Source organism: Myxacorys chilensis (assembly GCF_059505265.1).
Map to the genome: position 1 here is coordinate 66354 of NZ_JCACKG010000197.1, position 16007 is coordinate 82360.

Sequence of the window (16007 nt, forward strand, 5' to 3'; positions counted from 1 at the left end):
TAACTGTCAGAACAATTTTTTACAAACTTCAGATTTAACTCCGTTGCGAGGAGGCGATCAACGCTATGATCGAAACCTCAACAGCGTAGTTCGTAATTTGTAAAGTGCGATTACGAATTACGAATGACGCATTCAAGGACTTGTGTTGTGACTCAAACCAATTCAGACTTTCTGACCCAAACTGATTCTGCTGTTGCCGATCTGATCCACCAGGAGTTGCAACGTCAGCGAGACCACCTGGAATTGATTGCGAGTGAGAATTTTACCTCGCCAGCGGTGATGGCGGCTCAAGGCTCAGTGTTGACCAACAAGTATGCTGAGGGGTTACCGAGCAAGCGCTATTACGGCGGCTGCGAGTTTGTCGATCGCATCGAAGAAATCGCCATCGATCGCGCCAAAGAATTATTCGGCGCGGCCCATGCTAATGTTCAGCCTCACTCTGGTGCACAGGCAAACTTTGCTGTGTTTTTGGCGATGCTAAAACCGGGTGACACGATCATGGGGATGGATTTGTCTCATGGCGGACACCTGACTCATGGCTCACCTGTTAACGTCTCTGGTAAGTGGTTCAATGTCTATCACTATGGTGTGAGTCAAGAAACCGAGCAGCTAGACTTCGATCAGATTCGGGAGTTAGCGCTGAAGCACCGTCCTAAGATGCTGATCTGTGGGTATTCTGCTTATCCGCGCATCATTGACTTTGAGAAATTCCGGGCGATCGCAGATGAAGTCGGCGCGTATTTATTGGCCGATATTGCTCACATTGCGGGCTTGGTTGCAACGGGGCATCACCCCAATCCCCTTCCCTTCTGCGATGTCGTCACCACAACCACCCACAAAACGTTGAGAGGCCCAAGAGGTGGATTAATCCTTACTCGAGATGCGGATCTGGGTAAGCAGCTTGATAAAGCCGTTTTCCCTGGCTCTCAAGGCGGACCGTTAGAGCATGTCATCGCCGGAAAAGCGGTGGCATTCGGGGAAGCTTTAAAGCCCGAATTTAAGACCTACTGCGCGAATGTGATCGCAAACGCTCAAGCCATGGCAACCCAGTTGCAAGCGCGAGGCTTCAAAATTGTCTCTGGTGGCACGGATAACCATTTGATGCTGGTGGATTTGCGATCAATCGGTATGACCGGAAAGATTGCCGATGGGTTAGTCAGCACCGTTAACATCACCGCTAACAAAAATACGGTGCCGTTTGACCCTGAATCCCCGTTTGTTACGAGTGGATTGAGACTCGGTTCCGCCGCAATGACGACTCGTGGCATGGGAACCTCTGAATTTACCGAAATTGCCAACATCATTGCCGATCGTTTAACCAGTCCTGACGATGAAACAGTGACTCAAACTTGTTTAAAGCGTGTGGCGGCATTGTGCGATCGCTTTCCGCTCTACCCGCATTTAGGCGCTCAAATTCCAGCATTAGTCTAAGAGGTTGTGCTGAAATCTCAAGGTTTTTCCAGTTTCTAGATCTGGTTTCATGAATAGTCGTTACAAGAGCGCCCAAAAATGGCGCTCTTTTTTGTAAGCGAACAAAATCTACTCTGGAGAGTATAGAAATATTGAGACTCAACCCTTAGAATTTGGTTGCGCTTAATATTTCTTTGCTAAGTATCGTTGAATCTGTAGTACACTCTGCCTGACGCTCACCAATTCCCAACCCACAATTTCTGATGCCCTTTCTAGCTGCATTCCTAATATCAGCCCTCGTTGTCTTTCTGAGTACGCCTGTTATTAGAAAGATTGGTCTTCGAGCTGGATTAGTCGATTCTCCCAACAGTCGCAAAGTCCATCAACGTCCCATGGTTCGGTTGGGCGGCGTGGCGATTTTTACTGGTGTATTGATTGCGCTCTTAGTAGTCTGGTGGACAGGCGGATTTGGGGTTCTAAATCCAAAAGACGAATACGGAGTCTGGGGTGTTGCGCTTGGGGGCGTTGCCTTTTTTCTGATTGGACTAGCAGATGATATCTTCAATCTCTCACCTAAAACTCGTCTAATTCTACAGATCGCCGTCGCGAGTTTGGCTTGGCAGTCAGGCGTTCAGATCGATTTTCTAACGAATCCCTCGGCTGGACTCATTCAATTGCCCGACTGGTTTAGCTTACCCATCACCGTAATTTGGCTGGTCGGCATGGCGAATGCGATTAACTGGATTGATGGTCTAGATGGTTTAGCAGCAGGCGTGTCAGGAATCGCCGCAGTCGTGATGTTCTGGACCTGTCTGTTTATGGGACAGCCCGCAGCAGCTATTATCGCAGCAGCTTTAGCTGGAGGAACCCTAGGATTCTTGCGCTACAACTTCAATCCAGCGCAAATTTTTATGGGTGATGGTGGGGCGTATTTTATTGGCTTTACATTAGCAGGCGTTGGCGTGATTGGCTTGGTGAAGAGCGTGACCACTGTTGCAGTCCTATTGCCGTATGTGATTCTAGCCGTTCCGATTCTCGATATGTCAGCCGTTATCCTCGATCGCTTGCGGCGGGGTAAGTCCCCGTTTGTTGCCGATAAAGGTCATCTCCATCATCGATTAATCAAAGCAGGATTGTCTCATCGGCTAACAGTTGTGTTTATCTACTCGCTGACGCTATGGGCCGGAAGTTTAGCCATGGCGGTTGCCGGAATGCCGAGCGGAGTAGGGTATGCGATCGGGGCCACAGTCATCTTGAGTTTGACCAGTTGGCAAGTTTGGCGCACTGCCCGTTAGAACCCTTAAGTTGGCACGAGACGGTATTCTTGATTCAGCCTAGATCACTGTACTAGATGAATTATTTTTCCTGTTATGAGTGCAGAAATTATTAGTGTCGGAACTGAGTTGCTACTCGGTGATATTTTGAATTCTAATGCTCAGTTTCTAGCGCAGCAGTTGGCTGAGTTGGGCATTCCGCATTTTTTTCAGACGGTTGTGGGCGATAACCCAGAACGGCTAAAAAGTGCGATCGCAGTAGCCAGCGATCGCGCAGAACTCCTCATCTTTACAGGTGGACTAGGACCGACTCCCGATGATTTGACCACCGAAACGATCGCGGATTTTTTCAGTACTCCTCTAATCGAAAAGCCAGAAATCGTTGAGGATATTGCTCAAAAATTTGCGCAGCGTGGTCGTCAGATGACCGACAACAACCGCAAACAAGCACTTTTACCCGAAGGCGCACAGATTCTCTACAATCCAGTGGGCAGCGCTCCAGGCATGATCTGGCAACCGCGACCGAATCTTACCATTCTTACCTTTCCAGGTGTGCCTAGCGAAATGAAAGTGATGTGGCAACAGATCGCGGTGCCATATCTCAGAAGCCAAGGATGGGGACAAGTCACGATCGTCAGTCGAACCCTAAGATTTTGGGGAATTTCAGAATCGATGCTGGCAGAAAAGGCGGCCACGTTTTTTGATTTGCAGAATCCAACAGTTGCGCCCTACGCCAATTTAGGAGAAGTCAAGCTGCGGATTTCTGCTAGAGCCACATCGGAGAATGCTGCCTCCGCTCTGATTGCCCCGGTTGAGCAAGAACTCCGCCAAATTGCAGGCATCGATTGCTATGGAGTCGATGAAGACTCGCTGGCGTCCGTTGTGGGGGACTTGCTCACCACGGCTCAATCCACGTTGAGCGTTGCCGAATCCTGCACGGGAGGTAGGCTCGGACAGATGATAACCACGATTTCAGGCAGTTCTACTTACTTTATGGGAGGCATTATTTCTTACGATAACGCGGTGAAAGAAGCCCTTTTAGGAGTGGACTCTCAAGCGTTAGAACAAGTTGGAGCGGTGAGCGCGATCGTCGCCGAGCAAATGGCAGTGGGTGTGAGAGCGCGTCTCAACACAACTTGGGGACTGAGCATTACGGGCATTGCTGGACCGGGCGGCGGAACCGACACTAAACCCGTCGGGTTAGTCTACATTGGCTTAGCCTCTCCTGAAGATGTGACCAATTTCGAGTTCCGGTTTGGCGATCGCGGTCGAGATTGGGTTCAACGAGCGAGCGCATGCAGTGCGCTAGATCAACTCCGGCGGCGCTTACTTGAAAGAGGAGTATGAATGGGATCAAGATCCCTATCTTTGGTTAGAATTGGAAAACTACAGCGAATACACCGAGGGAAGCATTGGAATTAACTTGACTCCCTGTTAATATCAAATTAGGCTTTTGTTAATATTGGTTGTATCGCAGTTAGGCAAAAGCTCAGACATATCGCAGGAGTTGTCTGCTCAATGGATTACATCGACAAGGTTCTAGAAAAGCTAAAAGAGTGGGGACGAAGACTAATTGAGGCGCTTCTGGGTCCCGAAACCCAGCCTGAAGCTGAACCCATTCCAATCCCTGTAGATGAGCGCTATCGTCGCTAACAAGCACGGATTTTATCGTGTACAGTATTTTGGTTCTCCATGGACCAAACCTTAATCTTTTAGGTAGAAGAGAACCTGGAGTTTATGGTTCGGTTACGCTGGATGAAATTGCCCGTCGGTTAGAAGAAGAAGCTCAGGCATTAAGTGTGAGCTTGGTTTCTTTGCAGTCTAATCATGAAGGCGTTTTAATTGACGCGATTCACGATGCATTTGACAAGCACGACGGTATTCTAATTAATCCTGGGGCATACACTCATACGAGTGTGGCGCTTCGGGACGCGATCGCGGGAGTTAGCCTTCCCACGGTAGAGGTTCATTTAAGCAATATTCATCGCCGAGAAGAGTTTCGCCACCACTCGTACATCGCGCCCGTCGCGATTGGCCAGATTTGTGGATTTGGCGCAGACAGCTATCGTCTAGGACTTCATGCTCTTGTGACCCATTTGCAGCAGTTGTAGCTTTTTTAGATGGCTCAACTGCCTTATTTTAGGCGGAACGGTCACTGATAACGAGGGTTAATGATAGCTAAGCAGTTTAACGGATCAGCGTTTGTTGAGGCAAGGAGCGGTGCAGTAGACGTGCCCATTCCCATCGCCTATCGAGATAGCGTAGTTGCGAACCTTGAGCGAATTCAGGCGATTGCTCAACTCGTTCTAGAGTTTCCGCTTCCTAGTGACATTGAACCTGCCTCAACGTTTGAGCCGTGAGTGATGCAATACCCTGACGCTACAAGGATTGCACGCTCAATTCGAGAACAAGAAGTTTCAGAGACAACCGCGATCGATTCCTAGCAAGCTGCTTCGTGCCAGGAGCGTGGTATGTACAAGCTCAACGGTTTCGCCAGTGGTATCGCGATCGCCTTCGAGAAGTTTTTCAGCACATTGATATCATTCTTGCCCCAGTCCCTGCGTCGCTCCTAAACTTAGCCAACAAACAATGCTGTTGGACGGCAAAGAAGTACTCGTGCGTCCCGGTGCTGCCCGTTGCGGCTCAGATTGAAGCAACGCAAATTACAGTCTGCCGTTGGGATGAACCTTTACAGACTGTAACTGAGGCGTTCTAGCGGTTGGTTTAGCGAAGACCCAATCGCTCAATCTCGCTTTTGATCTGCGATCGCACACTCGCATCTTGCTGAGCTTTCATCTGAAATTGGTTAAATTCTTCGCGCTTAAGATTATTGCGCGCCACAATTTGCCCCGCTTGCGCCGCAAAAGTGTCGCAGATGCCCTTCACCTGATCGCGAATGCCAGGATTAGTTTTCTCGATGTTATCCGCATGGCAGACATTGCTCGGCACACTGCCGCCTGTCAACTGTTTAACCTGATCAAGCAGACGTTGCCGCGTTTTTTCAATTTCGACCGCTGCCCGAACGTACCGAGTAAAAGGAGCTTCCTGAGCAGAGGCTGCCGAATCAAATGAGGCAACTTGTCCAGAAAAGCTGGGCGTCCAGCCACAGAGGAGTGCGATCGTCGAAAGACTTCCGACCAAGAGAGAGTGAGTCAAGACTTGCTGCGTTCGAGCAGAGAGAGAGAAAGCACGATTCATCATAGGAGGTGTGACATTCCGCAAACTAGCACACGGTTGAGGTTCATTAGTCTTGAATTATTTTATTGGCAATAAGTTCCAGAAAACGGGCAAAATTTTAGCGAATTGATCGAAAACTTAGGTGAACGTTGGAAAGAGCAAGTCTCATTTACTACACTTTTCCACAATACAGCGTTTATTCAGGTCGTCGGAAGAGTTCGCATAATTCAATCACCTTGGTTTGTAGAATTAGCGTCTCGTCAGCACTACGCTTGAGACCAAATTCTAGATCAAGCAATACAGGAAGCGATCGCTGGAGTTGACCTAGAGGAATTCCGGACAGTTCTTTTTGAAGAAAATAAAGTTGCCTCGGATTATTTAGCTCAGCCGCTTTTGTAATAGCAGACTCGTCTTCTCCCGATTCCTGCATCAGTTTGATCCATAACCGGAGGCGAAACTGTCCAACCAAAGTACTTACGATTTTAAGAGCAGGTTCGTTTTGACGAACTAAATCAGCGACAAGTTCCAGAGCCTGAGCTGTTTTACCCTGACGAATAGCAGCAACGAGTTTAAGGCTATTTTGGGCGGTTGCCGTGATCAGAGGCGCGATCGCGTCTGCGGTTAGGGCTTGACTCGATTCTCCCGTGAACACCCGAAGTTTCTCAAGTTCACTATAAAGTTGTCGTGTGTTGTTGCCGACCGCTTCTACCAAGTATTCCACGGCACTCGCTGTGAGTTTAATGCCGATTTCCTGAGCAACTTGCTGAACTTGCCGCGCTAAAAGGTCAGTTTTCCAGGGTGGGATCGGGGAAAACTCTTGAATTTGAGCGTGCTTTTGCAACAGCTTGGTCGATTTTAAGCGTCCATCAGGTTTGCCAGCACTGGTTAAAAGCAACGTTGTTGTTTCGGGAATCGAAGGCAGCGTGCGTTCAAGTTCCCTCAGTAACTCTTCTGAGCAACGCTGCACGAGGGTTGTATCGACCAACCAGACCAAACGACTACCCGTTCCGAAGGGAGGAGTCATGGCTTGGTTAAGCGCTTGCATCACTGCATCTGACGGCTCAGAAGAAATTTTGTCGAAGTTGAAACTCTCCCACGCCGGATCAAGAGTTTTTTGCTGCAACGTTTTAACCGCTTTCGACAGGGCATATCCATCGTCGCCCCAATATAGATAAATCGGCATATTCCTTTATAATTAAATCTTCAGATTTTTTTAAGTTTATTTAAGCTTGATCCCCGTATTAGAAGAATTCACTCCTTGTTATCGCTATTTACGCAGAGTGAAGGGTTCATTTACGGCTAGATTAAGGATGGATTTCTACTTTATCGAGTTAAGCGACGAGGCGATCGAGTTGGACGAAAATTATCAGACTTACCTGAACCGAGTTATGCGGCTGACGCTTCCAGAAACCCACGCGTCACAGGTGCAGCACATTCAGGAATCCCCAAAGTTCCAACGCTCAGAGCAAGGTTGGCAGGCGATGCCGTTTCCGGGATTCGCTGTCATAACACCGGTGGGCGCGGACGATCACAAGAATGCTGCCCTATATGATTACCTTCAAGTTTATCAAGCCCAGATTCAGCAGCAATTGGGAGTCGATTTTTTGGCGCTTGTACCGCCAGAGAGTTTTCATCTGACGCTGGCAGACTTGATCTGGGATAGTGCTTACCGTCATGCCTCCCAAACCCCAGGGTTCGATCAGCGATTGCGCGATCGCGTGGCGAATAGTTTCCGCCAGTGTGAGTCAATATCCCAAGATGCACCGCTCCGGTTTCAGGTGCTGGGGCTAATGGTCATGACGCGATCGATCGCGGTTTGCTTGGCTCCGACGCATGAAGATGCTTACAATCGAGCAATTCGGTTGCGGCGAGCAATTTATCAAAATCCCGATTTGATTGAGGTGGGAATTGAGCAGCAGTACTACTTCACCCCGCACATCACGCTGGGCTACTTTGGTGAACTCAAACCAGATTTAAACCGAGAAGCGTTAGTCCAGACTTTGGATCAGTTAAATCAACCGTGGATCGGCAGTTCCTACGATTTCTGGGTTCATCAGGCTGAAGTTCGCAAGTTCGATGATATGGCGACCTATTACCGCGAACCCGACTGGGCGACGTTCCAGTTTTAAGGTTCAGGTTTAAGTATGACGTTGCCCGTTCACCCCATCATGCAGCAAAGCTTTGCAGTCATCGATCAAGAAATCGGTGAGCATCGCTTTGCGCCTGCCGAGTATGCGATCGTCCGGCGCATTATTCATAGCACCGCCGATTTTGAGTTCAAACACCTAGTCCAGTTCAGTGAGGGCGCGATCGAGTCGGGGATAGCGGCGTTGCAGCAAGGGATTCCCATCGTTACTGATGTCAGTATGGTGCGTCAGGGCAGCGTTAATTTGGTGCAGCAGACATTCAAAAATCCGTTAATTAGTGCCGTTGAACAAGCAACAGAAGCACTTCCTGGCAAAACGCGAACCGAAACTGGATTGCTACGCTGTCTAAAGCAGTACCCAGAGGCTATCTATGTCATTGGCAACGCTCCAACGGCACTTCTAGCTTTGTGCCAACGTGTTAGGGAAACATCCGTCAGCCCTGCTCTAGTGATTGGGGCACCCGTTGGCTTTATTTCGGTTGTGGAGTCCAAAACGATGCTGTCTCGAACACCCGTTCCTCAAATTCGAGTAGACGGACGAAAGGGGGGATCTCCTGTCGCCGCCGCGATTCTAAATGCTTTGATCGTAATGGCCTGGGACGGGAAATGACGAGCAAGTTAGCTCCACCGCCAATTCATGTAGTTGGCATTGGGCTAGATGGCGCGGCAGGACTGAGCGCATCAGTCAAGCATCTGGCTGCAACGGCAGATGTGTTGGTCGGCAGCGATCGCCATCTCAGTTACTTCCCCAATCATGGGGGCGATCGCATCCGTTTAAGCAATCTCAACACCGCGATCGCTCAAATCAAACAACATCCTCCCGTTTCCGCCATTGTCATTCTCACGTCCGGCGATCCGCTCTTTTTTGGATTCGGTCGGCTGTTACTCGAAGCGTTTCCGCCGGAACAACTGACGTTTCATCCGCATCTCAGTTCAGTGCAGCTTGCGTTTAGCCGCGTCAAGTTGTCGTGGCACGATGCGCGAATCATTAGCGCCCATGGGCGATCGCTCGACGAACTGATTGGGGCGCTGAGCCAAGGAGTAGAGACCATTGCGGTCTTGACTGATGCGATCAACAGTCCCAGCGCGATCGCATCTCTGTTGCTCTCTCTCGATCTACCTAGCACTTATCGAGTTTGGGTGTGCGAAAACTTAGGCGGCTCGAATGAACAAATTTTAGAGGTTCAAGATTTTCGTGAGCTTCAACATCGGACGTTTGCCGCGTTGAACGTTGTGATTTTGAACCGACAAAACAGAAATGAAGCACTATTACAAGCACTTCCCTTATTCGGATTGCCCGATCAGAGTTTCTTGAGTTTTAGCGATCGTCCGGGATTGATGACCAAGCGAGAAATTCGGGTTTTAGCGATCGCAGAACTCGCCCTGCGATCAAATCAAATTGTTTGGGATATTGGTGCTGGAACTGGGTCAGTCGCGATCGAGATCGCACGGCTTTGTCCTACATCTCAAATTTTTGCGATCGAGAAAACGGCAGCGGGCATCACGCTCATTCAAAAAAATGCCGATCGATTTGGGGTAAACAACATTCAGCCAGTTCACGGAGCTGCACCTCAAGTATTAGAAGAATTACCACCGCCCGATCGCGTTTTTATTGGTGGCAGCGGAGGCAACCTAGAGGACATTCTCAAGGCGTGTATGGCTCAATTAGCCGAAGAAGGAGTGATTGTTTTAGCCTTAGCGACGCTAGAACATCTAACCCAAGCGATGATATCTCTCAAATCTTCGGCTTGGAATTACCGTTTGTTGCAGATTCAGATTGCCCGATCAACGCCAGTCGCGGCTCTCACTCGGTTTACCCCACTTAATCCCGTCACCCTAATCACACTCAACCGACCCTAGAGCGCGAGAACAATTCCTGCCGTTGCCAGCAAAAATCCTAACCCCATAAATCCGGCAAGCGGTTTGTTATCTAGTCCGGTTAACCAATCTGGAGCGCTTTGAGTATAGTTCACAGCAGCGTCTAAACTTGCCATTGCCCAAATCCAGCCCGCGTGTAAGCCCCAAGCAAGTCCTAATTCTGGCTGTCCTGACTTAAAAGAAACCGCAAGACACAGCACAACGCCCATCAGCGAGAGTCCTGGAAGTTGAGGAATGTTTTCTGTACCTTCCCAAACTAGGTGGAGAATGGCAAAAATAATGCTTGACGCGATCGCGCCTGTCCAAAAGTCATACTCTTGCAGCAGTTGACCAAACACAAAGCCGCGAAACACCAGTTCTTCGATGCCCGCGATCGCCACCCCAATCAGCAGCGACGTAGCGATCGCAGTGGCAACTGACCGCCATTGCACCTTCCAGGTTACCCAGCCGAGCAACGTTTGCAGCCCAAATAGGAGAAGTAGCCCGATCGCGCCAATTCCAAGTCCTAAAGCAAAAGAGTTTAAAGTGTAGCTATCCCAGTGCCAACCAAACGCTGCAAATGGTAGCCCTTGTAGCCGCGCAAAACTCCATAAAACAAAAGGAGCAAAGACATAGAGCGAGGCAACCAGCGGGAGCTTTTGACGAATTTCTAGCGGTTTGGAAGGATGCCATTTGAGCGCGATCGCTAGCAGAACAGCGATCGGTAGCCAGAGCAATCCCCAAATTAAAAAAAAGAACCCTATCTCTAACCCCGTTGGTAATTCTGTCAGGAACAAACCAACGCGGCTAAAAAAGGGCAACGATAAAAAATCAAAAGACAAATGATGACCTGCTAATGTCAATGAGCAACGGAAGAATTTTTACTCCTCTTCATTATCGCCATTTCTATCACTCTTATCGGCATCAAGCTGAATGAGATGAATATGCTTGTAACCAAGCTTAATTTCAAACTCATCTCCTGGCTTTAAGCCCATTGCTTTCGTGTAGGCGGCTCCAATCACAATTTGACCATTTTGATGCACACTAACCCGATAGGTCGGTTCTCGTCCGCGCCCGTCTTTTGAACTTTCCGAACCCAGAGGAACCCCTCTCGCGACTAACAATGCATCATAAAAGTCAGTCAAGTTAACGCGAGTCTGATCATTTTTGGTAGTGGTGTAATAGCCACAACGCTTTGCAGTTTCCCGACGCGGCAAGTGCGACAGTTCTTTGACCTTTTGAAGTAATGCCTTCCCCGTTAAAGGAGTGGTTGCAGGTTCAGTCATCTGCTACAGAATATCCTTACGATTTCTGGAATGGTAATTAGCGTCAACTCTAAATGTTTGACTTTATAGAATATATCTCTAAACGATTCTATTTGAATAGGGCTTTTGAATAAATTCCTTTAGTATTAATTTTAATTTAGGTTTGCAGTCATGTACGAGCGCTTAGTATTCTTGAAAATCTGATTTAATTTCTCAACCGGAATCTGTAAATTAACGGGTGTCGAGCACAAGGTTATTAGCAAAAAAGCAAAAGACTTATTGCGTGAAAATCTCCGTAACAATTGGTTTGGATGCGGTGTTCTGCTCTAGAAACATGAGCAATTCGCATAAAATGGAATTTTTAAGCAATCAAAACAGTAAGTTCGGCGGTTTTGGAAGAAATTTAAGGTGTCTTTATCTGGAAACGGTGATTCAATAACTCTTACCTTCAATAACTCTTACTAAGTAAGCTGCTTGTTAGAGCTTAGACCGTCTGAATCATTAATCTTATTGGCTCAGTATCACGGATTTCTTAACGTTCAATCTATCTAGTTAAAGGAGCCTAGTTAAAGGAGCATGAGCCACCGTTTCATTCTGAATGGTGATGATACACTAAAGTTATGCGGAAGCCGAGCTAACGATATGACGGTCAATAGATTGAAAAGTGTCTTTGTTGACTAAGGCAAATTTCTTTTAGGTTTAATTTCTATCAAACAATGCTCCGATTCCGTATCGTTGTTGTCCATACGTTGACCCTCTGAAGTTCAGAAGTGCGGTTATCAAAATGCAAGTTGTCTTTAAGATTATTCGTCAGGAGCAGGGGAGCGCGCCGCAGGTTCAGTCCTACACGCTTGATGCTGAGCCAGGAAACACAATTCTCGACTGTCTCAATCAGATTAAGTGGGAGCAAGACGGAACGCTCGCGTATCGCAAAAATTGTCGCAATACTATTTGTGGAAGTTGCGCGATGCGAATCAACGGACGCTCTGCTTTAGCCTGCAAGGAAAACGTGGGAGGTGAAGTGGCTCGGTTTGCCGCCGAATCAGCCGTTCCCGAAATTACAATTGCGCCCCTCGGCAACATGCCCGTGATCAAAGATCTCGTGGTCGACATGAAAGACTTTTGGGGCACGCTGAAAGCGATCGATCCTTATGTCAGCACCGCATCTCGTCAGATTCCAGAACGAGAATTTTTGCAATCGCCTGAAGATCGGGCCAAACTCAATCAGACCGGAAATTGCATTATGTGCGGGGCGTGCTATTCAGAATGCAATGCCCGTGAAGTCAATCCCAATTTTGTGGGGCCGCATGCGTTGGCAAAAGCCTACCGAATGTTGGCAGATAACCGCGATCGCGCAACAGACGAGCGGTTAGAGAAATATAACCAGTCCACCGACGGCGTATGGGGCTGTACTCGCTGCTATTACTGCAATTCAGTGTGCCCGATGGATGTCGCGCCCATGGACCAAATTAGCAAGATTAAGCAGGACATTCTGGAGCGCAAAGACAGGCAAGTCACCCGTTCGATTCGTCACCGGAGGACGCTAATCGAGCTTGTCAAGCAAGGCGGCTGGATTGATGAGCGACAGTTTGGGCTAAGAGTGGTAGGCAATTTGTTCAAAGACCTTCAAGGCTTGGCGAGTCTTGCTCCACTCGGACTGCGCATGATTGCTCGCGGCAAGTTTCCGCTCAAGTTTGAGCCGTCCGAAGGTCAAAAACAAGTGCGATCGCTGATTGAATCTGTACAAGCATTTGAGGCAACGTCAAAGTCATGAACCCTGATTCCACTCCAGATACTGACTTGAAATCAGACAGTCCAGCCGAGCCGAGCTTTGGTTGGACGGCTTATGCCGAACAAATTAATGGTCGATTTGCCATGATCGGATTTGTCGCACTGCTGATTCTCCAGTTTGTCACCCGTCAGGACTTCTTTACGTGGCTTGGCTTTTAGCAATTTTTATTGGGGGTCAGTCTGAATTCCGGGTAGGGGCTGTCCGGCTCGGTTATAAACCAGCAAATCCCATTGACCTCTAGCGTTTGACTCGAACGCGATCGCGCGTCCATCGGCGCTAATTACTGGGTTTCGGACTTCGGCGCGCAGGCTCTCGGTTAAATTTCTCAGTTGACGATACTCGCGATCGTAGAGATAAATTCCAGATCTTCCCTGACGGCTACCTTCAAATACAATATATCGACCATCTTCTGTAATCGAAGGGTTCGACTCAACGGTGTCAAAGGCGTTCAGTCCGGGGAGATCGATCAGGCGTTGAGCGATCGTATCGTAAAGATAAATATCTTGATTGCCGCGCCGATCGGAGGCAAACACAATGAATTGTCTGGAAATGCGCGGGTTGAGATCGGCAAAGGCACTGTTCAAGCTGCGTCCGCCGACGGGATCAAACGGAAATCCAATCAGGTGACTTCCCCCACATCCGCCAAGTAGAGTCGTGATAGCTGCAATGACAACAGTAGAACGGTTCACACAAAATAAACTTTAACTAAGGACTCGGTGAAACGACAGGACGACCATTCGGAATATCTAACTCGATTCCTGCCCCCCGGTCAAACACTTCGATGTCCCACTGTCCGCGACTGCTACTCTCGAAGGTGACGTATCGCCCGTCAGGACTGATGTTTGGGTGTCGCACCCAGCCTTGATACAGCGATAACAACGATTGAGATTGCCCAACCGCGCGATCGTAGAGACGAAGTTCGGGAATGCCGCGATCGCTCGACAAGTAGACTAAATAACGACCCGTATAGCTGAGGCTGGGACTTTCTGCGATCGCGTTGCGTCGGTTTAAGCGGGGCAGGTCGATAAACCGTCGTTCCTCTAGGTTATACACCAAAATGTTCCGTCCTCCTTGGCGATCGGAAACAAACGCCATCAGGCGACCATCACCGCTAAGAGACGGCTGCTCATCGTTGTAGCGGCTATTGAGCGAAGATCCGCCCAGCACAGTTTCGACCGGGCTACAGGCAGCCAAAACGCTCAATAGCCATCCTATTGCAAAAAAATGTAGCCTCATTACCATTCAACCGACTGATCCAAAATTTGGCTCAAAAAATTAGGAGCGCACTAATACTGTACGCTCCCAAACCCAATTTAAGTTTTGTTGATTTACTCGCTCCAGTTGTCTCGCTCGTTGTCGTTGGAATCAATGGGCCGATAGTCTACATAGTTGGCATCGTCTCTGCTGGGTCGGTTGACGTTCTCAGAGGGGCGACGCTTAGGACGGGAAGAGCGATTCGGAGAGCGAGAGGGAGTCGTGCGACTGCGAGAACTACTGCCCCAACCACCTGATGTATCGTTGACGTCATCTACGAGCGGGTCGTCAACCGAGCGACGGGGACGACGCTCGCGCTCGTCGGCAGGTGCGAGGCGAGGTTCATTGCGGGAGGCTGCGCGACGAGTTTTCGGACGATCTTCGTAGTCATCTCGTGATCGCACGTCTCGGCTACTGCGAATACTCCGACCTGAGCGATCGTCAAACATCTCACGCTCGTCAAATTCAGCTTGATATGTGCGGCTGACGGGACGCTCGTTATCGACAATTGGGGCGGTGCGTTTGGCTTGCTCGGTAGAGACTTGCCGTAGGCGCAAATTCTCAACCACGAAGAAAATAGCGGAGCCGCTCAGCAACACTTGACCGAATTGCATGATCGGGTCGAAGCGCCAGCCGTAGAAGATCAAAATTAAGCCGCAGAGCAGACCGACCGCTGAGAAGAAGATGTCGTGGTCTCTAGACAGTTGGGGGCGCACCGATCGCACGGCATAGAGCGCTGCGCCGCCGACGGCAAGAACGATTCCCGTCACGCTGGCGAGATTGAACTGAAAGGCAACTTGCGCCAGGTATAGGTGCGAACTACTCGCTAAACCGATATCAAAAATACTCATGCGATCGCTTCTCCTAGATAAGACCTATGTTAGCGGCTAACGATTCAAAGCACCACCAAACTGCAAGCAAAAACCTCAGTCGGTGAAGAGAATGGCTACAAGTAGCGATGTCTCGACGGAAACTGAGGCTGAGCTTTAATTATCGCTGTGATTTCAGCTTGAGGGAAATTTTAATATGTTGGCAGCTATTCGCGAACGGTCATGAGCCGCGTTGAACTTTATCAGCTTGACTGATGATGATGAGTCCAACGGTTGCCGGAACGACAACGACGAGTAGACCCGCGAGGAGGCTGAGCAAAAAGTTCATTAAAGAAGGAGTCATGGACTTTACTATCCTTTGAAGACAACAACCAAGTGCTAATAATTTTAATGGTTTGTCACAACGTTGTATAGATCAAGATCAGGGATGGGGAGGAGCGCTGGGGCTGTGGAGTTAGAAGAGTGTCAGTGTAAAGGGGTTTGGTGAGGTTGACCGATTCTCGATAGAATGAGAAAGAGTTACAAAGCTTAAACATTTACGCGCTACAGGTTATGACAGGTTCTACAGTTGCGGCTTGGTCATTTAGCATTCTGCTTGGCTTGATGACGTTTCTCTTTATTTTTCGGATTGTGTTGACGTGGTATCCACAGGTGGATTTGAAGAGGTTTCCTTTCAATCTGGTGGCGGTTCCGACGGAGCCTTTTTTAGCACCTTCGCGCAGAGTTGTTCCACCGTTGGGTGGAGTGGATATTACGCCGATTCTTTGGGTGGGAATTTTTAGTTTAGTGAGAGAACTATTGTTGGGTCAGCAAGGGCTGATTACGATGGCGTTGCATTAAGGAGTTGGTGATTCTGGAGGGGAGGTGTAGGCGGGAGGTGTTCTGTTTCTGCCTAGACTTCGGGTTCCGATCCTTGGGGGCTTGCTCCCAAACCCCCATTGGGAGACCAGGGCTGGTTTATCTATGAGAGAAAAAGCAGAATGGAGCAGTTGTTTCTGCCCT

At 48.9% G+C, this 16007-nt stretch carries 21 protein-coding genes; 13 read left to right on the forward strand and 8 right to left on the reverse strand.

All coding sequences use genetic code 11. The features are described from left to right. Positions 1-147 precede the first annotated feature (147 nt). The 7 genes from glyA (at position 148) to AC5JLB_RS18635 (ending at position 5400) form a co-directional block, all read left to right on the forward strand. Positions 148-1431, forward strand: coding sequence for a serine hydroxymethyltransferase (glyA, locus tag AC5JLB_RS18605; protein ID WP_495875317.1), 1284 nt, complete (start codon positions 148-150; stop codon positions 1429-1431). A 242-nt stretch (positions 1432-1673) separates the two neighbouring features. Then, positions 1674-2705 (forward strand): glycosyltransferase family 4 protein, encoded by a 1032-nt coding sequence (locus AC5JLB_RS18610; RefSeq protein WP_495875318.1) that lies wholly within the window; start codon positions 1674-1676, stop codon positions 2703-2705. A 75-nt stretch (positions 2706-2780) separates the two neighbouring features. Continuing rightward, entirely contained in the window at positions 2781-4031 is a 1251-nt protein-coding gene (locus tag AC5JLB_RS18615) for a competence/damage-inducible protein A (RefSeq protein WP_495875319.1), read from the forward strand. 171 nt (positions 4032-4202) lie between these two features. Further along, positions 4203-4337, forward strand: coding sequence for a hypothetical protein (locus AC5JLB_RS18620; RefSeq protein WP_495695589.1), 135 nt, complete (start codon positions 4203-4205; stop codon positions 4335-4337). Positions 4338-4354: 17 nt separating this feature from the next. Further along, positions 4355-4795 carry a type II 3-dehydroquinate dehydratase gene (gene aroQ, locus AC5JLB_RS18625; protein ID WP_495875320.1) on the forward strand — a complete coding sequence of 147 codons (441 nt, stop codon included), beginning with the start codon at positions 4355-4357 and terminating at the stop codon, positions 4793-4795. A 60-nt stretch (positions 4796-4855) separates the two neighbouring features. After that, positions 4856-5044 (forward strand): DUF4089 domain-containing protein, encoded by a 189-nt coding sequence (locus AC5JLB_RS18630; RefSeq protein WP_495875321.1) that lies wholly within the window; start codon positions 4856-4858, stop codon positions 5042-5044. A gap of 95 nt (positions 5045-5139) precedes the next feature. Then, the gene (locus tag AC5JLB_RS18635) at positions 5140-5400 is read left to right on the forward strand and encodes a hypothetical protein (protein ID WP_495875322.1); all 261 of its coding nucleotides are present in this window, start codon (positions 5140-5142) and stop codon (positions 5398-5400) included. Between the two features lie 8 nt (positions 5401-5408). Here AC5JLB_RS18635 and AC5JLB_RS18640 read toward each other — a convergent pair whose 3' ends face one another. Continuing rightward, complete coding sequence (locus AC5JLB_RS18640; RefSeq protein WP_495875323.1) at positions 5409-5885, reverse strand: DUF4168 domain-containing protein; 477 nt, start codon at positions 5883-5885, stop codon at positions 5409-5411. A 172-nt stretch (positions 5886-6057) separates the two neighbouring features. Further along, complete coding sequence (gene holA, locus AC5JLB_RS18645) at positions 6058-7044, reverse strand: DNA polymerase III subunit delta (protein WP_495875324.1); 987 nt, start codon at positions 7042-7044, stop codon at positions 6058-6060. Between the two features lie 127 nt (positions 7045-7171). Here holA and AC5JLB_RS18650 point away from each other — a divergent pair, with 127 nt between their 5' ends. From AC5JLB_RS18650 to cbiE, 3 genes are read left to right on the forward strand one after another with little or no spacing between them, the layout of a single operon-like run. Further along, a complete protein-coding gene (locus tag AC5JLB_RS18650; protein ID WP_495875325.1) occupies positions 7172-7990 on the forward strand; it encodes a DUF1868 domain-containing protein in 819 nt (272 codons plus the stop codon). 15 nt (positions 7991-8005) lie between these two features. After that, positions 8006-8617 carry a cobalt-precorrin-8X methylmutase gene (locus tag AC5JLB_RS18655; RefSeq protein ID WP_495875326.1) on the forward strand — a complete coding sequence of 204 codons (612 nt, stop codon included), beginning with the start codon at positions 8006-8008 and terminating at the stop codon, positions 8615-8617. After that, entirely contained in the window at positions 8614-9867 is a 1254-nt protein-coding gene (cbiE, locus tag AC5JLB_RS18660) for a precorrin-6y C5,15-methyltransferase (decarboxylating) subunit CbiE (protein ID WP_495875327.1), read from the forward strand. Before AC5JLB_RS18655 ends, cbiE begins: the two co-directional genes overlap by 4 nt. Here cbiE and AC5JLB_RS18665 read toward each other — a convergent pair. Both AC5JLB_RS18665 and AC5JLB_RS18670 read right to left on the reverse strand, forming a co-directional pair. Next, positions 9864-10706: a CPBP family intramembrane glutamic endopeptidase gene (locus tag AC5JLB_RS18665; RefSeq protein ID WP_495875328.1), complete on the reverse strand. Its 843-nt coding sequence runs from the start codon at positions 10704-10706 to the stop codon at positions 9864-9866. The genes cbiE and AC5JLB_RS18665 overlap by 4 nt on opposite strands. Before the next feature lie 39 nt (positions 10707-10745). Next, positions 10746-11150: an AbrB family transcriptional regulator gene (locus tag AC5JLB_RS18670; RefSeq protein ID WP_495875329.1), complete on the reverse strand. Its 405-nt coding sequence runs from the start codon at positions 11148-11150 to the stop codon at positions 10746-10748. A gap of 763 nt (positions 11151-11913) precedes the next feature. Here AC5JLB_RS18670 and AC5JLB_RS18675 point away from each other — a divergent pair. Together AC5JLB_RS18675 and AC5JLB_RS18680 are read left to right on the forward strand one after the other, a co-directional pair. Further along, on the forward strand, positions 11914-12903 hold the full coding sequence (locus AC5JLB_RS18675) for a succinate dehydrogenase/fumarate reductase iron-sulfur subunit (protein ID WP_495875330.1): 990 nt from the start codon (positions 11914-11916) through the stop codon (positions 12901-12903). After that, positions 12900-13079, forward strand: coding sequence for a chlorophyll a/b-binding protein (locus AC5JLB_RS18680; RefSeq protein WP_495875331.1), 180 nt, complete (start codon positions 12900-12902; stop codon positions 13077-13079). The genes AC5JLB_RS18675 and AC5JLB_RS18680 overlap by 4 nt, the downstream gene beginning before the upstream one ends. Positions 13080-13085: 6 nt before the next feature. On the opposite strand, the gene AC5JLB_RS18685 is transcribed toward AC5JLB_RS18680, so the two are convergent. The 4 genes from AC5JLB_RS18685 to psbX form a co-directional block, all read right to left on the reverse strand. Continuing rightward, a complete protein-coding gene (locus tag AC5JLB_RS18685; protein ID WP_495875332.1) occupies positions 13086-13610 on the reverse strand; it encodes a TolB family protein in 525 nt (174 codons plus the stop codon). Positions 13611-13626: 16 nt separating this feature from the next. Then, positions 13627-14157: a biopolymer transporter Tol gene (locus AC5JLB_RS18690; protein WP_495875333.1), complete on the reverse strand. Its 531-nt coding sequence runs from the start codon at positions 14155-14157 to the stop codon at positions 13627-13629. Between the two features lie 92 nt (positions 14158-14249). Continuing rightward, positions 14250-15026 carry a Ycf66 family protein gene (locus AC5JLB_RS18695; RefSeq protein WP_495875334.1) on the reverse strand — a complete coding sequence of 259 codons (777 nt, stop codon included), beginning with the start codon at positions 15024-15026 and terminating at the stop codon, positions 14250-14252. Between the two features lie 199 nt (positions 15027-15225). Then, complete coding sequence (psbX, locus tag AC5JLB_RS18700) at positions 15226-15348, reverse strand: photosystem II reaction center protein PsbX (RefSeq protein ID WP_495875335.1); 123 nt, start codon at positions 15346-15348, stop codon at positions 15226-15228. 209 nt (positions 15349-15557) lie between these two features. Between psbX and AC5JLB_RS18705 the strand changes: the two genes are divergently transcribed. Continuing rightward, positions 15558-15845, forward strand: coding sequence for a YggT family protein (locus tag AC5JLB_RS18705; protein ID WP_495875336.1), 288 nt, complete (start codon positions 15558-15560; stop codon positions 15843-15845). Positions 15846-16007: the final 162 nt, after the last annotated feature.

Bases quoted from the DNA above. Each gene is read 5' to 3' on its own strand.
- AC5JLB_RS18690 (WP_495875333.1), bottom strand. From the start codon at position 14,157: ATGAGGCTACATTTTTTTGCAATAGGATGGCTATTGAGCGTTTTGGCT.
- AC5JLB_RS18655 (WP_495875326.1), top strand. From the start codon at position 8,006: ATGACGTTGCCCGTTCACCCCATCATGCAGCAAAGCTTTGCAGTCATC.
- AC5JLB_RS18675 (WP_495875330.1), top strand. From the start codon at position 11,914: ATGCAAGTTGTCTTTAAGATTATTCGTCAGGAGCAGGGGAGCGCGCCG.
- AC5JLB_RS18650 (WP_495875325.1), top strand. From the start codon at position 7,172: ATGGATTTCTACTTTATCGAGTTAAGCGACGAGGCGATCGAGTTGGAC.
- holA (WP_495875324.1), bottom strand. From the start codon at position 7,044: ATGCCGATTTATCTATATTGGGGCGACGATGGATATGCCCTGTCGAAA.
- AC5JLB_RS18610 (WP_495875318.1), top strand. From the start codon at position 1,674: ATGCCCTTTCTAGCTGCATTCCTAATATCAGCCCTCGTTGTCTTTCTG.
- AC5JLB_RS18705 (WP_495875336.1), top strand. From the start codon at position 15,558: ATGACAGGTTCTACAGTTGCGGCTTGGTCATTTAGCATTCTGCTTGGC.
- AC5JLB_RS18630 (WP_495875321.1), top strand. From the start codon at position 4,856: ATGATAGCTAAGCAGTTTAACGGATCAGCGTTTGTTGAGGCAAGGAGC.
- AC5JLB_RS18680 (WP_495875331.1), top strand. From the start codon at position 12,900: ATGAACCCTGATTCCACTCCAGATACTGACTTGAAATCAGACAGTCCA.
- psbX (WP_495875335.1), bottom strand. From the start codon at position 15,348: ATGACTCCTTCTTTAATGAACTTTTTGCTCAGCCTCCTCGCGGGTCTA.
- AC5JLB_RS18640 (WP_495875323.1), bottom strand. From the start codon at position 5,885: ATGATGAATCGTGCTTTCTCTCTCTCTGCTCGAACGCAGCAAGTCTTG.
- AC5JLB_RS18670 (WP_495875329.1), bottom strand. From the start codon at position 11,150: ATGACTGAACCTGCAACCACTCCTTTAACGGGGAAGGCATTACTTCAA.
- cbiE (WP_495875327.1), top strand. From the start codon at position 8,614: ATGACGAGCAAGTTAGCTCCACCGCCAATTCATGTAGTTGGCATTGGG.
- AC5JLB_RS18620 (WP_495695589.1), top strand. From the start codon at position 4,203: ATGGATTACATCGACAAGGTTCTAGAAAAGCTAAAAGAGTGGGGACGA.
- AC5JLB_RS18695 (WP_495875334.1), bottom strand. From the start codon at position 15,026: ATGAGTATTTTTGATATCGGTTTAGCGAGTAGTTCGCACCTATACCTG.
- AC5JLB_RS18615 (WP_495875319.1), top strand. From the start codon at position 2,781: ATGAGTGCAGAAATTATTAGTGTCGGAACTGAGTTGCTACTCGGTGAT.